This is a genomic window from Pseudomonas sp. Irchel s3a10 (genome assembly GCF_900187525.1).
Classification (GTDB): domain Bacteria; phylum Pseudomonadota; class Gammaproteobacteria; order Pseudomonadales; family Pseudomonadaceae; genus Aquipseudomonas; species Aquipseudomonas koreensis_G.
This window is the reverse complement of the sequence record NZ_FYDR01000002.1, coordinates 441,118-457,450: the sequence shown is the minus strand read 5'-3', so window position 1 is coordinate 457,450 and position 16,333 is coordinate 441,118. Positions and strand designations below refer to the sequence as shown.

The window sequence follows — 16,333 nt, the reverse complement described above, 5'->3', positions numbered from 1 at the left end:
CCTTGATTTGTAATCTGGAGGATCACTGCAATGACCACGGAAAAAGTTAAGTACGGCGTCCATTCCGAAGCCGGCAAACTGCGCAAAGTCATGGTTTGCTCCCCAGGTCTGGCCCACCAGCGGCTGACCCCGAACAACTGCGATGAACTGCTGTTCGACGATGTACTGTGGGTCGCCCAGGCCAAGCGCGACCACTTCGACTTCGTGACCAAAATGCGTGAACGCGGGATCGACGTGCTGGAAATGCACAACCTGCTGACCGACATCGTCGCCATCCCGGAAGCGCTGGACTGGATCCTCGATCGCAAGGTCACCGCCGACTCGGTGGGCCTGGGCCTGATCAGCGAAGTCAAATCCTGGCTGAAAAGCCTTGAGCCACGGCACATCGCCGAATACCTGATTGGCGGCGTATCCGCCGACGATCTGCCGGACAGCTTCGGTGGCAAGACCATCCAGATGTTCCGCGACTTCCTCGGCCACTCCAGCTTCATCCTGCCGCCGCTGCCGAACACCCAGTTCACCCGCGACACCACCTGCTGGATCTATGGCGGCGTGACACTGAACCCGATGTACTGGCCGGCGCGACGTCAGGAAACCCTGCTGACCACTGCCATCTACAAATTCCACCCGCAGTTCACCAACGCCGATTTCGAAATCTGGTACGGCGACCCGGACAAGGATCACGGCAGCTCGACCCTCGAAGGCGGCGACGTGATGCCGATCGGCAACGGCGTGGTGTTGATCGGCATGGGCGAACGCTCATCCCGTCAGGCCATCGGCCAACTCGCGCTGAACCTGTTCAAGAACAAAGCCGTGGAAAAAGTCATCGTCGCCGGCCTGCCGAAGTCCCGCGCCGCGATGCACCTGGACACCGTGTTCAGTTTCTGCGATCGCGACCTGGTGACGATCTTCCCGGAAGTGGTCAACCAGATCGTCGCTTTCACCCTGCGCCCTGACGAAAGCAAACAGGGCGGCATTGACATCCGCCGCGAAGAAGGCAGCTTCCTCGACACCGTCGCCGCTGCGCTAAACCTGCCGAAACTGCGCGTGGTGGAAACCGGCGGCAACAGCTTCGCTGCCGAGCGCGAGCAATGGGACGACGGCAACAACGTGGTGGCCGTGGAACCGGGCGTGGTCATCGGCTACGACCGCAACACCTACACCAACACCCTGCTGCGCAAGGCAGGCGTCGAGGTGATCACCATCAGCGCCGGCGAACTCGGTCGTGGTCGCGGCGGCGGCCACTGCATGACCTGCCCGATCATCCGCGACCCAATCGATTACTAAACGACCATCTCCCCGGCCGCACTCACCCTGTAGCGGCCGGGCCGATTACCGAATCCAAGGAGAATCATCATGGCGTTCAACATCCACAACCGTAACCTGCTCAGCCTGGAACACCACACCCCACGTGAGCTGCGTTACCTGCTCGACCTGTCCCGCGATCTGAAACGCGCCAAGTACACCGGCACCGAGCAGCAACACCTGAAGGGCAACAACATCGCCCTGATCTTCGAAAAAACTTCGACCCGTACCCGCTGCGCGTTCGAAGTGGCGGCCTACGACCAAGGCGCCAACGTCACCTACATTGACCCGAACTCGTCGCAGATCGGCCACAAGGAAAGCATGAAAGACACGGCCCGCGTGCTGGGTCGCATGTACGACGCCATCGAGTACCGTGGCTTCAAACAGGAAATCGTCGAAGAGCTGGCGAAGTTCGCCGGGGTGCCGGTGTTCAACGGTCTGACTGATGAGTATCACCCGACGCAAATGATCGCCGACGTGCTGACCATGCGTGAACACGCCGACAAGCCGATCCACGAAATCAGCTACGCCTACCTCGGCGATGCGCGCAACAACATGGGCAACTCGCTGCTGCTGGTCGGCGCCAAGCTCGGCATGGACGTGCGCATCTGCGCGCCGAAAGCCCTGTGGCCGCATGACGATCTGGTTGATCGCTGCAAGAAATACGCGGAAGAATCCGGCGCCCGCATCACCCTGACCGAAGACCCGAAAGCCGCGGTCAAAGGCGTCGACTTCATCCACACCGACGTCTGGGTGTCGATGGGCGAGCCGGTGGAAGCGTGGGCCGAACGTATCCAGCAACTGCTGCCGTATCAAGTCAACGCCGAGCTGATGAAAGCCACCGGCAACCCACGCACCAAGTTCATGCACTGCCTGCCGGCGTTCCACAACAGCGATACCAAGGTCGGCAAACAGATCGCCGAACAGTATCCGCATCTGGCCAACGGCATCGAAGTGACCGACGACGTGTTCGAGTCGCCCGCCTGCATCGCCTTCGAGCAAGCGGAAAACCGCATGCACACGATCAAGGCGATCCTGGTTTCGACCCTGGCTGATCTGTAACTGAAATAGCTCCCACTGAAGGAACCGAATCCCAATGTGGGAGCGGGCTTGCTCGCGAAAGCGGTGTGTCATTCAACAGAGATGTCGACTGATCCGCCGCCTTCGGGAGCAAGCCCCCTCCCACCAAGGCCCCCGGTTCCGGCAGTGCGACCGAGTCGTTTGCCATTCCTATGTTTTAGAAGGACATGCATCATGCGTATCGTCGTAGCTCTGGGCGGTAACGCCCTGCTCCGTCGTGGCGAGCCGATGACCGCTGACAACCAGCGCGCCAACATCCGCATCGCCACCGAGCAAATCGCCAAGATCCATCCCGGCAATCAACTGGTCATCGCCCACGGCAATGGCCCGCAAGTCGGCCTGCTGTCGCTGCAAGCGGCGGCCTACACCTCCGTCACCCCTTATCCGCTGGACGTGCTCGGTGCCGAAACCGAAGGCATGATCGGCTACATCATCGAACAGGAACTGGGCAACCTGCTGGACTTCGAGGTGCCGTTCGCCACCCTGCTGACCCAGGTCGAAGTCGACGCCAAGGACCCGGCCTTCCAGAACCCGACCAAACCGATCGGCCCGGTCTACGAGAAAGCCGAAGCGGAAAAACTCGCCGCCGAAAAAGGCTGGGCGATTGCCCCGGACGGCGACAAATTCCGCCGTGTAGTCGCCAGCCCACGACCAAAACGCATCTTCGAAATCCGCCCGATCAAGTGGTTGCTGGACAAGGGCAGCATCGTGATTTGCGCTGGCGGCGGCGGGATTCCGACCATGTACGACGAGCACCGTAACCTCAAGGGCATCGAGGCGGTGATCGACAAGGATCTGTGCTCGTCGCTGCTCGCTGAACAACTGGAGGCGGATTTGCTGGTGATCGCCACCGACGTCAATGCGGCGTTCATCGACTACGGCAAACCGACGCAGAAAGCCATTGCCGAGGCGCACCCGGATGAGCTGGAACGTCTGGGTTTTGCCGCCGGCTCCATGGGACCGAAGGTGCAGGCAGCCTGCGAATTCGCGCGCCATACTGGCAAGGTCGCGGTGATCGGCTCGCTGGCGGACATCGAAGCGATCGTGCAGGGCACTGCCGGTACACGCGTCAGCACGGCGAAACCGGGCATCAGCTATCGATAACTAGAAACTCAAGGGCAGGCCCAGGGGGCTGCCCTTCTCCCATGCCTTGAAAGGAGAAACCCATGGCCCAGTTTGAACCCGGTCATTTGCACATTGAGCGGCACGCGCTGACTCCGGAGGACGTCAGTTACAACGTGCACCTCGACTATGAAGTGTTCACCGATCCGCAGAAAGGCAAAGGCATACAGTTCACGATGCACGGCAACCTTCAGGGCAAGGACATGAAAGAGACCTTCTTCCTGCCCAAAGAGGAGGCCTACAACTTTGCCAACAATGTGACGAAAATCGCCGAGAAGTACGGCATTCCCAAGACCCACAGCCAGATCGGCTCGGTTCACAAGCATTACGACATGATGTTTGAAGACATCCGCAAGCAACTTGATATGAAGTCCGGCGACCCGGTAAATCTCGAGCACTTCGAATAACCTGGATTTTGCACATTCCCTGTAGGAGTGAGCCTGCTCGCGATAGCGGTGTATCAGTCAACATCGTTGTTTCTGAAACACCGCTATCGCGAGCAGGCTCACTCCTACAAGGGATCCGTGTTGGCCTGAAATCCTGTGTCCGGTTTCACCATTGCCCCGCCCCAAGGCATACTTGCCCCCCTCCGCATTCCAGAACACTGAACCGCCCCCATGCGTATCCACGTCAGCTTCATCGACCGCGTCGGCATCACCCAGGAAGTCCTGGCTATCCTCGGTGGGCGCAATCTCAATCTGGATGCGGTGGAGATGATCCCTCCCAACGTCTACATCGATGCCCCGACCTTGAGCCCGCAAGTGCTCGAAGAGCTCAAAGATGCATTGTTCCGGGTGCGCGGCGTGGAGGCCGTGGTGGTGGTCGATATCCTCCCCGGCCAGCGGCGGCATCTGCAGCTTGATGCACTGCTCGCGGCGATGACCGATCCGGTACTGGCCCTCGATAGCGCCGGCAAGGTGCTGCTGGCCAACCCGGCACTGATCGCCCTGTACGGCCGCGAACCGGCGGGGGAAAGTGTCTCGGAACTGTTCAACGATCCCGGCCTGCTGGAAACCCTGCTCGAACAAGGCTTCCGCCTGCCGCTGCGGGAAATCACCGTCAATGGCCAGACCCTGCTGCTGGACGCCACGCCGATCACCGACGCCGGTGCGCTGCTGACCCTGTATCAGCCAAACCGTATCGGCGAACAGCTCTCGGCGTTGCACCATGACCATGCCGAAGGTTTCGATGCACTGCTCGGCGAATCCCCCGCAATCCGCACACTGAAGGCCCGCGCACAACGAGTCGCAGCCCTCGACGCACCGCTGCTGATTCAGGGCGAAACCGGCACCGGTAAAGAACTGGTGGCCCGCGCCTGCCATGCGATCAGCGCCCGGCACAGTGCGCCGTTCCTCGCGCTTAACTGCGCGGCGCTGCCGGAAAACCTCGCCGAGAGCGAACTGTTCGGCTACGCCCCCGGCGCCTTCACCGGCGCGGCGCGTGGCGGCAAACCCGGACTGATGGAACTGGCCAACCAGGGCACGGTGTTTCTCGACGAGATCGGCGAGATGTCGCCGTACTTGCAGGCCAAGTTATTGCGCTTTCTGAATGACGGCAGCTTCCGTCGGGTCGGCGGTGATCGCGAGGTGAAAGTCAACGTGCGGATCCTCAGCGCGACCCACCGCGACCTGGAAAAAATGGTCAGCGAAGGCCTGTTCCGCGAAGACCTGTTCTACCGCCTCAACGTGCTCAACGTCGAAGTGCCGCCGCTGCGTGAGCGTGGCCAGGACATTCTGCTGCTGGCGCGCTACTTCATGCAGCAGGCCTGTGCGCAGATCCAGCGCCCGGTGTGTCGCCTGGCACCGGGGACTTATCCAGCGCTGCTCGGCAACCGCTGGCCGGGCAATGTGCGGCAACTGCAGAACGTGATCTTCCGCGCCGCGGCGATCTGCGAAAGCAGCCTGGTCGATATCGGTGATCTCGACATCGCCGGCACCTCGGTGGCGCGGCAGACCGACAGCGACGTCGACAGCCTCGAACAGGCCGTCGAGTCCTTCGAAAAATCGCTGCTGGAAAAACTCTACGTCAGCTACCCCTCGACCCGCCAACTGGCCAGCCGCCTGCAAACCTCGCACACGGCAATCGCCCATCGCCTGCGCAAATACGGCATTCCCAACAAACCGTAAGCCGCACGCGGTCAAAAGTGTGGGAGCGGGCTTGCTCGCGAATGCGGTCTGACATTCAACATTTGCGGCGTCTGACACACTGCTATCGCGAGCAGGCTCACTCCTACAATGATCTGTGACGGATTTGAAATCCGTTCAAAACCGACCTCCATCTGTACTGAAAGCGCTACAGCGGAACGATTTCGCTACACTCTCCTCCGATCACCGCTGTGCAAGGCTTTGATCCGCTTCAGCTTTTCTCCCCGCCCCAAGCTGTAGCGATTTCGCTACAGAGGCCTCATTCCCACCACAACCATAAATACATAACCATCTGATTTGTATAGAAAAATACAATCTGGCCGCGTTCTTGCTAAGTAACCGCTCATAAAATCAGGGCTTTCATGCCCAAGCCTTCCACCGCGTCCACCAGACGAGTCTGGCCCCCCTTAGGAGTTTCCATGAGCGAGTTGCGTTTTACTGAAGATCACGAATGGCTGCGCACCGAAGCTGACGGCAGCGTTACTGTCGGCATCACCGCTTTCGCGCAGAACGCTTTGGGCGACGTGGTGTTCGTGCAACTGCCTGAGCTGCAGGCTTACGAAAAAGGCGCCGAAGCCGCCACCGTGGAATCGGTGAAAGCCGCCAGCGGTGTATACATGCCCCTCGATGGCGATGTACTGGAAGTCAACCCGGCGCTGCAAGACGCACCGGAACTGGTCAACGAAGATCCGCTGGGCGAAGGCTGGTTCTTCCGCTTCCAGCCAAGCGACGCCTCGGCTGTAGCGAAACTGCTGGATCAAGACGCCTACGACCGCCTGATCAAAGCCCAAGCCGAAGCCTGAGGAGTAACGACATGACCCAAGTAAACCTCGGCACTGCCAACGAATTCATCGCCCGTCACATCGGCCCGCGCGCCGCTGACGAGCAAGCCATGCTCAACAGCCTCGGCTTCGACTCGCTCGAAGCGCTGAGCGCCAGCGTCATCCCGGAAAGCATCAAGGGCACCAGCGTGCTCGGCCTGGACGACGGCCTGAGCGAAGCCGATGCCCTGGCGATGATCAAATCGATCGCCGGCAAAAACCAACTGTTCAAGACTTACATCGGCCAGGGCTACTACAACTGCCACACGCCGTCGCCGATTCTGCGCAACCTGCTGGAAAACCCGGCCTGGTACACCGCTTACACCCCGTACCAGCCGGAAATTTCCCAGGGCCGTCTCGAAGCGTTGCTGAACTTCCAGACCCTGATCAGCGACCTCACCGGCCTGCCGATCGCCAACGCCTCGTTGCTCGACGAAGCCACCGCCGCTGCCGAAGCCATGACCTTCTGCAAACGCCTGAGCAAGAACAAGGGCAGCCACCAGTTCTTCGCCTCGATCCACAGCCATCCGCAAACCCTCGACGTGCTGCGCACCCGTGCCGAGCCGCTGGGCATCGAAGTGGTGGTTGGCGATGAGCGTGAGCTGAGCGACGTCACGCCGTTCTTCGGCGCGCTGCTGCAATACCCGGCGAGCAATGGTGATGTGTTCGACTACCGCGAACTGACCGAGCGCTTCCACGCCGCCAACGCGCTCGTGGCCGTGGCTGCCGATCTGCTGGCCCTGACTTTGCTGACCGCCCCGGGCGAGTTCGGCGCCGACGTCGCCATCGGTTCCGCACAACGCTTCGGCGTACCGCTGGGCTTCGGTGGCCCGCACGCGGCTTACTTCTCCACCAAGGATGCGTTCAAGCGCGACATGCCGGGCCGTCTGGTCGGTGTTTCGGTTGACCGTTTCGGCAAGCCGGCCCTGCGCCTGGCGATGCAGACCCGCGAGCAACACATCCGCCGCGAGAAGGCCACCTCGAACATCTGCACCGCGCAGGTGCTGCTGGCCAACATCGCCAGCATGTACGCCGTGTACCACGGCCCGAAAGGCCTGACCAGGATCGCCAACCGCGTGCACCACCTGACCGCGATTCTGGCCAAGGGCCTGAGCGCACTGGGCGCTAAAGTCGAGCAGAGCAGCTTCTTCGACACCCTGACCGTAGCCACCGGCGCACACACCGCCGCGCTGCACGACAAGGCGCATGCACAGCAGATCAACCTGCGCGTAATCGATGCCGAGCGTCTGGGCCTGTCGGTGGACGAAACCACCACTCAGGCTGACATCGAAACCCTGTGGGGCCTGTTCGCCGACGGCAAGGCCCTGCCGGACTTCGCTGCGCTGGCCGCTTCGGTGCAAAGCACCATCCCGGCGGCGCTGGTCCGTCAGTCGCCGATTCTCAGCCACCCGGTGTTCAACCGTTATCACTCGGAAACCGAGCTGATGCGCTACCTGCGCAAACTGGCGGACAAGGACCTGGCACTGGATCGCACCATGATCCCGCTGGGCTCGTGCACCATGAAACTCAACGCCGCCAGCGAAATGATCCCGGTGACCTGGGCCGAATTCGGCGCCCTGCACCCATTCGCCCCGGCCGCACAAAGCGCCGGTTATCAGCAACTGACCGACGAACTGGAAGCGATGCTCTGCGCCGCCACCGGTTACGACTCGATTTCGCTGCAACCGAACGCCGGTTCGCAAGGCGAATACGCAGGCCTCTTGGCGATCCGCGCTTACCACCAGAGCCGTGGCGACGAGCGCCGCGACATCTGCCTGATCCCTTCGTCCGCCCACGGTACCAACCCGGCCACCGCCAACATGGCCGGCATGCGCGTGGTGGTGACCGCGTGCGATGCCCGCGGAAACGTCGACATCGAAGACCTGCGCGCCAAAGCCATCGAGCACCGCGAACACCTCGCGGCGCTGATGATCACCTACCCGTCGACCCACGGCGTGTTCGAAGAAGGCATCCGCGAAATCTGCGGGATCATTCACGACAACGGCGGCCAGGTGTACATTGACGGCGCCAACATGAACGCGATGGTCGGCCTCTGCGCACCAGGCAAATTCGGCGGCGACGTGTCGCACCTGAACCTGCACAAAACCTTCTGCATCCCGCACGGCGGTGGTGGCCCGGGCGTCGGCCCGATCGGCGTCAAGTCGCACCTGACCCCGTTCCTGCCGGGCCACGGTCAGATGCAACGCAAGGAAGGTGCGGTCTGCGCAGCGCCGTTCGGCAGCGCGAGCATTCTGCCGATCACCTGGATGTACATTCGCATGATGGGTGGCGCCGGTCTGAAACGCGCTTCGCAACTGGCGATCCTCAATGCCAACTACATTTCCCGTCGCCTGGAAGAACACTATCCAGTGTTGTACACCGGCAGCAACGGCCTGGTGGCGCACGAATGCATCCTCGACCTGCGTCCACTGAAAGACAGCAGCGGCATCAGCGTCGATGACGTCGCCAAGCGTCTGATCGACTTCGGCTTCCACGCCCCGACCATGTCGTTCCCGGTCGCCGGCACGCTGATGATCGAGCCGACCGAAAGTGAATCCAAGGAAGAGCTGGACCGCTTCTGCGACGCCATGATCCGCATCCGCGAAGAAATCCGCGCGGTGGAAAACGGCACGCTGGACAAGGACGACAACCCGCTGAAAAACGCCCCGCACACCGCGGCGGAGCTGGTCGGCGAGTGGACCCACCCGTACAGCCGCGAGCAGGCGGTGTATCCGGTGGCGTCGTTGATCGAAGGCAAATACTGGCCACCGGTCGGTCGCGTCGACAACGTCTTCGGCGACCGCAACCTGGTCTGCGCCTGCCCGTCGATCGAAAGCTACGCTTAAACCAGTGCGGGATCAGTTTTGCTGATCCCGCACACACCGCAGATCCCCTGTAGGAGTGAGCCTGCTCGCGATAGCGGTGTATCAGTCGACATGATTGTTATCTGACACACCGCTATCGCGAGCAGGCTCACTCCTACAAGGGAATGCGGTCAGCCGCAAAATCCGCCAATTCCTATAACAAGAAACCGGAGAACCACTCATGTCGTTAAGCGTGTTCGACCTGTTCAAGATTGGCATCGGCCCTTCCAGCTCACACACCGTCGGCCCGATGCGTGCCGCTGCGCGCTTCGCCGAAGGCCTGCGCCGGGACGACCTGCTGTCGGCAACCAGCACCATCAAAGTCGAGCTGTACGGCTCGCTCGGCGCCACCGGCAAGGGTCACGGCAGCGACAAGGCCGTGCTGCTCGGCCTTGAAGGTGAACACCCGGACACCGTCGACACCGAAACCGTCGCCGCGCGCCTGCAGGATATTCGCGGCAGTGGCCGGCTGAACCTGCTCGGTGAACACAGCATTGCGTTCAACGAGAAAGAACACCTGGCGATGATCCGCAAACCGTTGGCCTACCACCCCAACGGCATGATCTTTCGTGCCTTTGATGCTGCCGGTATTCAGATCCGTAGCCGCGAGTACTACTCGGTCGGTGGTGGTTTTGTTGTTGATGAAGATGCGGCCGGTGCCGACCGCATCGTCGAAGACGCCACACCACTGACCTTCCCGTTCAAAAGTGCCAAGGACTTGCTCAGTCACTGCACCACCTACGGTCTTTCGATCAGCCAGGTGATGCTGACCAATGAAAGCGCCTGGCGCCCGGAGGCGGAAACCCGCGCCGGTCTGCTGAAAATCTGGCAAGTGATGCAGGACTGCGTCGCCGCCGGATGCCGCAACGAAGGCATTCTGCCGGGCGGGCTGAAGGTCAAACGCCGAGCGGCAGCGCTGCATCGACAACTGTGCAAGAACCCGGAATCAGCGCTGCGCGATCCGCTGTCGGTGCTCGACTGGGTCAACCTGTACGCCCTCGCCGTCAACGAAGAAAACGCCAACGGCGGCCGCGTGGTCACCGCCCCCACCAACGGTGCGGCGGGCATCATCCCGGCGGTTTTGCATTACTACATGCGGTTTATCCCGGGTGCGAATGATGACGGCGTGGTGCGCTTTCTGTTGACCGCCGCCGCGATCGGCATTCTGTACAAGGAAAACGCCTCGATCTCCGGCGCCGAAGTCGGCTGTCAGGGCGAGGTCGGCGTGGCTTGCTCGATGGCCGCCGGCGCGCTGTGTGAGGTCCTAGGCGGCAGCGTGCAGCAAGTCGAGAACGCGGCGGAAATCGGCATGGAACACAACCTCGGCCTGACCTGCGACCCGATTGGCGGGCTGGTGCAGGTGCCGTGCATCGAGCGCAACGCCATGGGCTCGGTGAAAGCGATCAACGCGGTGCGCATGGCCATGCGTGGCGACGGACAACACTTCGTCTCCCTCGACAAGGTCATCCGCACCATGCGCCAGACCGGCGCCGACATGAAAAGCAAATACAAAGAGACCGCCCGTGGCGGTCTGGCAGTCAACATTATCGAATGCTAATTAGCCCCCTTTCCCTGCGGGAGAGGGTTGGTGTGAATCAAGGAGTTCCGCATGTCCACCGAACAACTGTCGAAAACCCCGCTGCACGCTCTGCATATCGAACTCGGCGCCCGCATGGTGCCGTTCGCCGGCTACGACATGCCGGTGCAATACCCGCTGGGCGTGATGAAGGAACACCAGCACACCCGTGAGCAGGCCGGGCTATTCGATGTCTCGCACATGGGCCAGATCCGCCTGACCGGCACCAATGCCGCCAAGGCCCTGGAAACCCTGGTGCCGGTGGACATCATCGACCTGCCGGTGGGCGTGCAGCGCTACGCGATGTTCACCAACGACAACGGCGGCATCCTCGACGACCTGATGGTCGCCAACCTCGGTGACGACGAACTGCTCCTGGTGGTCAACGCCGCGTGCAAGGATCAGGATCTGGCGCATCTGCAACAGCACATCGGCGATCAATGCACCATTACGGAGCTGTTCGAAGCGCGCGCGCTGCTGGCGTTGCAGGGTCCGGCTGCGGTCACCGTGCTGGCGCGTCTTGCCCCAGAGGTGGCGAAGATGACGTTCATGCAGTTCAACCGCGTACAACTGCTAGGCGTGGATTGTTTCGTCAGCCGTTCGGGTTACACCGGTGAAGACGGTTTCGAAATCTCGGTGCCCGCCGCCGATGCGGAAAAACTCGCCCGCGCCCTTCTGGCCGAACCGGAAGTCCAGGCCATCGGCCTCGGCGCCCGCGACTCGTTGCGCCTGGAAGCCGGCCTGTGCCTGTATGGCCACGACATGAACAGCGAGACCACGCCGATCGAAGCCAGCCTGTTGTGGGCGATCTCCAAGCCACGCCGTGCCGGCGGCGCGCGGGCCGGTGGTTTCCCTGGGGCAGAGACAGTTTTCGCTCAGCAGCAGAACGGCGTCGCGCGCAAACGCGTCGGCCTGCTGCCGCAGGAACGTACGCCAGTGCGTGAAGGCGCAGAAATCGTCAACGAAGCCGGCGAAATCATCGGCAGCGTGTGCAGCGGCGGCTTCGGTCCGACCCTGGGCGGCCCGTTGGCGATGGGTTACCTCGACAGCGCTTATGTCACCCTGGATACGCCAGTCTGGGCCATCGTTCGTGGGAAAAAGGTGCAAATGCTTGTAAGCAAAATGCCATTTGTTCCACAACGCTACTATCGCGGTTGATTGACTGTTTCTATAAGTAACGCGATTGCGTTATGCGTGCACTAATGTGTAACGCAATCGCCACAAAAAAGTGCATTTTCTAACATCTGATTCGATTATGAACTTTGCTTATAACGTTCGAAAACTTTTGAACAAGCTATTCATCCAATCCGCACTAGCAGACTGACTAACTGCCAGCAGGGGCAGGAAAACCGGGGCCTTCGCGGGGCTTGTTTTTTCTCCCGTAGTTGGCGTAGAGTTTGTCCACTGTGTTTGCATGGGTCAGCTTGGAATCGTGACCTGGGCAGTAGCCTACAAGTTAGCTACATCCCGCTCGACGTCTTCTTACTCTCCTGCAACCAGCCCCAGTACTCTTTCATGAGAAAGAGGCTGTCATCAATTTATGCGTCAAAGGAAATAAGAAATGTCCCAACGTCAGAGCGGTACCGTCAAGTGGTTTAACGACGAGAAAGGTTTTGGTTTTATCACTCCAGAAAGCGGTCCGGATCTGTTCGTGCATTTCCGCGCTATTCAGGGCAACGGCTTCAAGAGCCTGAAAGAAGGCCAGAAAGTGACCTTCGTTGCTGTGCAAGGCCAGAAAGGCATGCAGGCTGATGAAGTACAAGCAGAAGCCTAATCTTCTGTAACGAAAAAGCCCCTGATATTGATATCAGGGGCTTTTTTGTGCGCGCCAATCCGTAAAATGGCATTTCATTTTGCGTCCAGAGGCTGCCATGTCGAAAAACCTGCTCACTCCCCAGGGCGACTTTCCTGCTGTTGGCCTCGGCCGGCGTCTGGCGGCGATGTTCTATGACTTCCTGTTGTGCACCGCCCTGCTGATCGTCACCGGGTTCATCTACAAGTTGATCCAGGCAGCGATCATCGGTGAAGAACGCCTGCGCGTGCTGACCGATGCCGGGAAAATGGATGGCGATCCGCTGTACTCCACGGTGCTGCTGCTGGTGCTGTTCGCGTTCTTCGCCAAGTTCTGGACCCACGGCGGACAGACACTGGGCATGCAGGTATGGGGGATTCGCGTGCAGAACGCCGACGGCAGCGCGATCAGCCTGTGGCAGGCGCTGCTGCGCTTCATGGTATCGATCGCTTCATGGCTGTGCGCAGGGCTAGGATTCCTCTGGTCGCTGTACGACAAGCAGAAGCGCACCTGGCACGACATCTATTCCGATACCCGCGTGGTGCGGATTCCGAAGAAGACCAAATAATTTCCAGACACCGAAAACCACTGTAGGAGTGAGCCTGCTCGCGATAGCTGGGTGTCAGTCAATGTTTAAGTCGACTGATACACCGCTATCGCGAGCAGGCTCACTCCTACAGTTTTGTGTCATGCCTTTGGAACTTAGGCGTTACCCGCCAGCTTCATCCGCGCCGCCTGGGTGAAATCCAGCATGCGCTTCAATGGGCGAATCGCCTGCGGAATCAGCGCCGGATCAACAAAGATCTCGTTCGTCCCTTCCTTAAGACTCTTGAGCGTGCGCTCAAGGGTGTTCATGGCCATCCACGGGCAATGTGCGCAACTGCGGCACGCCGCGCCGTTACCGGCGGTTGGCGCCTCGATGAAGACCTTGTCCGGGCACAGCTGCTGCATCTTGTAGAAGATGCCACGGTCGGTGGCGACGATCAGGGTCTTGTTCGGCAGGCTTTGCGCAGCAGCGATCAACTGACTGGTGGAACCGACGGCGTCTGCCAGTTCGATCACCGAGGTCGGCGACTCCGGGTGCACCAGAATCGCGGCGTCCGGGTACAGCGCTTTCATGTCTTCGAGCTGCTTGGATTTGAACTCTTCGTGAACGATGCAGGCACCGTCCCACAGCAGCATATCGGCGCCGGTCTTGCGCTGGATGTAGGTGCCCAGGTGCTTATCCGGGCCCCAGATGATGGTCTCGCCGTTGTCCATCAGGCTTTCGACGATCTCCAGCGCGCAGCTCGACGTCACCACCCAGTCAGCGCGGGCTTTGACCGCTGCCGAGGTGTTGGCGTACACCACCACCGTGCGCTCCGGGTGCTGATCGCAGAACGCCGAGAACTCGTCCACCGGGCAACCGAGGTCCAGCGAGCAGGTCGCATCCAGGGTCGGCATCAGCACGCGTTTTTCCGGGTTGAGGATCTTCGCGGTCTCGCCCATGAACTTTACGCCGGCGACCACCACGGTCTTGGCCGGGTGAGCGTTGCCGAAGCGCGCCATTTCGAGGGAGTCGGACACACAGCCGCCGGTTTCTTCGGCCAGGGCCTGAATCACCGGATCGCAATAGAAGTGGGCAACCAGCACCGCGTCCTGAGCCTTGAGCTCGGCGGCAATGGCGGAACGGTAGTAGGCCTCTTCCTCGGCAGTCAGCGGTTTGGGCTGTTTGGCATCGAGGTGGGCTTGAACCAGAAGGCGTTCGGAAATCTGCGTCATGTTCGCAAGACCTGCAGGCGCTTTCGCGCGAAAGTCGAGTATACACCCGGCTCCGGACCACTGAGGGTACCGCCGGGAAAGTGAGTATTATCAGGCACGGACAGCGTTGAAGCTGCGCAAGGCTACAGAATATCCCGTTGATACAAAAGATGATTCTGACCTGCGTCAGCGCAGGCAACGATGAAAGGAGCGGTGCCTGAATCGCAGGCAAAAAAAAACCCGGAAATCCTCACTTTCGTGGGCCTTCCGGATTTTCTAAACCGCCAAATATGGTGGGTCGTGTGGGATTCGAACCTACGACCAATTGGTTAAAAGCCAACTGCTCTACCAACTGAGCTAACGACCCGCTGTGTGGTGGCGCGTATAATACTGATTTTTAAGGACTATTCAACACCTTTTTGAAAAAAATCAAAAATAAGGTGTTGGGTCGTCCACACCAGCGGCCGCAAAGCCTTCTGCACGCAGGCGGCAGCTGTCGCATTTGCCGCACGCGCGGCCTTCATCGTCGGCCTGATAGCAGGAAACGGTCAGGCCGTAATCCACGCCCAGCTTCACGCCCGCCTGGACGATCTGCGCCTTGCTCAGGTTCTGCAGCGGCGCCTGGATGCGGAAACCGGTGCCTTCCACGCCCGCCTTGGTCGCCAGGTTGGCCATGCGTTCGAACGACTCGATGAACTCCGGACGGCAATCCGGGTAACCGGAATAGTCCACCGCGTTGACGCCGATAAAGATGTCACGGGCGCCGAGCACTTCCGCCCAGCCCAGTGCCAGCGACAGAAACACGGTGTTGCGTGCCGGCACGTAGGTCACCGGGATGCCCTCGCCCAGCTCTTCCGGGATATCGATGCTGGTATCGGTCAACGCCGAACCGCCCATGCCATTCAGGTTCAGGCCGATCACTTTGTGCTCGACCACACCCAGATCGCGGGCGACGCGCGCGGCGGCATGCAGCTCTGCATGGGAGCGCTGACCGTAATCGAAACTCATGGTGTAGCAGGCGTAACCTTCAGCCCGGGCCATCGCCACGACCGTGGCCGAATCCAGACCGCCCGACAGCAAAATCACTGCACGCTTTTCGTTGGTGTTCAGTTGTTCAGTCATATCAGCGCCCCGGCTCGTCATTCCATAGATATTTATGCAGCTGCAATTGCAACCGCACCGGCAGGTTGTCTGCCACCACCCAGTCCGCCAGATCCCTGGCATTGAGGTCATGATGACTTGGGGAAAACAGCACTTCACCCGCACGTCGATCAAGACCGTACTGGATCAGCTTCGAGACCGCCCAGTCATAGTCGTCCCGCGAGCAGATGACAAACTTCACCTGATCGTTGGGCGTCAACAGTTCGATGTTTTCGTAGCGGTTGCGGTGCGCCTCTTTGGAGTCCGGCGTCTTCAAGTCGACTACGCGACTGACGCGCGAATCTACCGCCGAGATATCGAGCGCTCCACTGGTCTCCAGTGACACTTCGTAACCGGCATCACACAACTGCTTGAGTAAAGGGATGGCATTGGGCTGTGCCAGCGGCTCACCGCCGGTGACACACACATAGCGCGGACGATATCCGGCCACTTGCTCAAGGATGTCGTCGAGGGTGCGGATCGTACCGCCGCTGAACGCGTAGGCGCTGTCGCAGTATTGGCAACGCAATGGGCAACCGGTCAGGCGCACAAAAACCGTGGGCAGCCCGGCAGTCCGCGTTTCCCCCTGCAACGAGTAGAAAACTTCGGTAATTCTCAATGTGTCTTGCATAGTCGCCACGGGCGTAACAGCTAAACAGGCTGTCCGCCTCCGTCAGGCACTTCCGGCAACCCCGCCAACGCGTAGATCACCAGAAGCGTGTTTCAGAAAAAGGGCGTGAATTCTAACG

Annotated in this window: 14 protein-coding genes and 1 tRNA gene; 11 read left to right on the top strand and 4 right to left on the bottom strand. The window is 60.4% G+C overall.

The features are described 5' to 3' along the window. Positions 1-30 precede the first annotated feature (30 nt). The 11 genes from arcA (at position 31) to CKW11_RS07525 (ending at position 13,272) form a co-directional block, all read left to right on the top strand. Entirely contained in the window at positions 31-1,287 is a 1,257-nt protein-coding gene (arcA, locus tag CKW11_RS07575; RefSeq protein WP_095137045.1) for an arginine deiminase, read from the top strand. Between the two features lie 69 nt (positions 1,288-1,356). Then, positions 1,357-2,367, top strand: a complete 1,011-nt coding sequence (locus CKW11_RS07570) for an ornithine carbamoyltransferase (protein WP_047296014.1) — start codon at positions 1,357-1,359, stop codon at positions 2,365-2,367. Between the two features lie 192 nt (positions 2,368-2,559). Further along, complete coding sequence (arcC, locus tag CKW11_RS07565; protein ID WP_095137044.1) at positions 2,560-3,489, top strand: carbamate kinase; 930 nt, start codon at positions 2,560-2,562, stop codon at positions 3,487-3,489. Between the two features lie 62 nt (positions 3,490-3,551). After that, positions 3,552-3,914, top strand: a complete 363-nt coding sequence (locus CKW11_RS07560) for a DUF5064 family protein (protein WP_095137043.1) — start codon at positions 3,552-3,554, stop codon at positions 3,912-3,914. A 210-nt stretch (positions 3,915-4,124) separates the two neighbouring features. After that, on the top strand, positions 4,125-5,633 hold the full coding sequence (locus CKW11_RS07555; RefSeq protein WP_095137042.1) for a sigma-54-dependent transcriptional regulator: 1,509 nt from the start codon (positions 4,125-4,127) through the stop codon (positions 5,631-5,633). A gap of 437 nt (positions 5,634-6,070) precedes the next feature. After that, a complete protein-coding gene (gene gcvH / locus CKW11_RS07550) occupies positions 6,071-6,454 on the top strand; it encodes a glycine cleavage system protein GcvH (RefSeq protein ID WP_095137041.1) in 384 nt (127 codons plus the stop codon). 11 nt (positions 6,455-6,465) lie between these two features. After that, positions 6,466-9,318 (top strand): aminomethyl-transferring glycine dehydrogenase, encoded by a 2,853-nt coding sequence (gene gcvP, locus CKW11_RS07545; protein WP_095137040.1) that lies wholly within the window; start codon positions 6,466-6,468, stop codon positions 9,316-9,318. A 199-nt stretch (positions 9,319-9,517) separates the two neighbouring features. Further along, the gene (locus CKW11_RS07540; RefSeq protein WP_095137039.1) at positions 9,518-10,894 is read left to right on the top strand and encodes an L-serine ammonia-lyase; all 1,377 of its coding nucleotides are present in this window, start codon (positions 9,518-9,520) and stop codon (positions 10,892-10,894) included. Between the two features lie 51 nt (positions 10,895-10,945). Next, positions 10,946-12,070: a glycine cleavage system aminomethyltransferase GcvT gene (gene gcvT / locus CKW11_RS07535; RefSeq protein WP_095137038.1), complete on the top strand. Its 1,125-nt coding sequence runs from the start codon at positions 10,946-10,948 to the stop codon at positions 12,068-12,070. A 403-nt stretch (positions 12,071-12,473) separates the two neighbouring features. Next, entirely contained in the window at positions 12,474-12,686 is a 213-nt protein-coding gene (locus CKW11_RS07530; protein WP_003175786.1) for a cold-shock protein, read from the top strand. A 97-nt stretch (positions 12,687-12,783) separates the two neighbouring features. Beyond that, entirely contained in the window at positions 12,784-13,272 is a 489-nt protein-coding gene (locus CKW11_RS07525) for an RDD family protein (protein ID WP_095137037.1), read from the top strand. A gap of 134 nt (positions 13,273-13,406) precedes the next feature. On the opposite strand, the gene nadA is transcribed toward CKW11_RS07525, so the two are convergent. The 4 genes from nadA to queE form a co-directional block, all read right to left on the bottom strand. Further along, positions 13,407-14,465, bottom strand: a complete 1,059-nt coding sequence (nadA, locus tag CKW11_RS07520) for a quinolinate synthase NadA (protein WP_003227499.1) — start codon at positions 14,463-14,465, stop codon at positions 13,407-13,409. 270 nt (positions 14,466-14,735) lie between these two features. Beyond that, positions 14,736-14,811, bottom strand: a tRNA-Lys gene (locus CKW11_RS07515). Between the two features lie 62 nt (positions 14,812-14,873). Beyond that, entirely contained in the window at positions 14,874-15,566 is a 693-nt protein-coding gene (queC, locus tag CKW11_RS07510; protein WP_095137036.1) for a 7-cyano-7-deazaguanine synthase QueC, read from the bottom strand. A gap of 1 nt (position 15,567) precedes the next feature. Then, positions 15,568-16,215, bottom strand: coding sequence for a 7-carboxy-7-deazaguanine synthase QueE (gene queE, locus CKW11_RS07505; RefSeq protein WP_003227504.1), 648 nt, complete (start codon positions 16,213-16,215; stop codon positions 15,568-15,570). Positions 16,216-16,333: the final 118 nt, after the last annotated feature.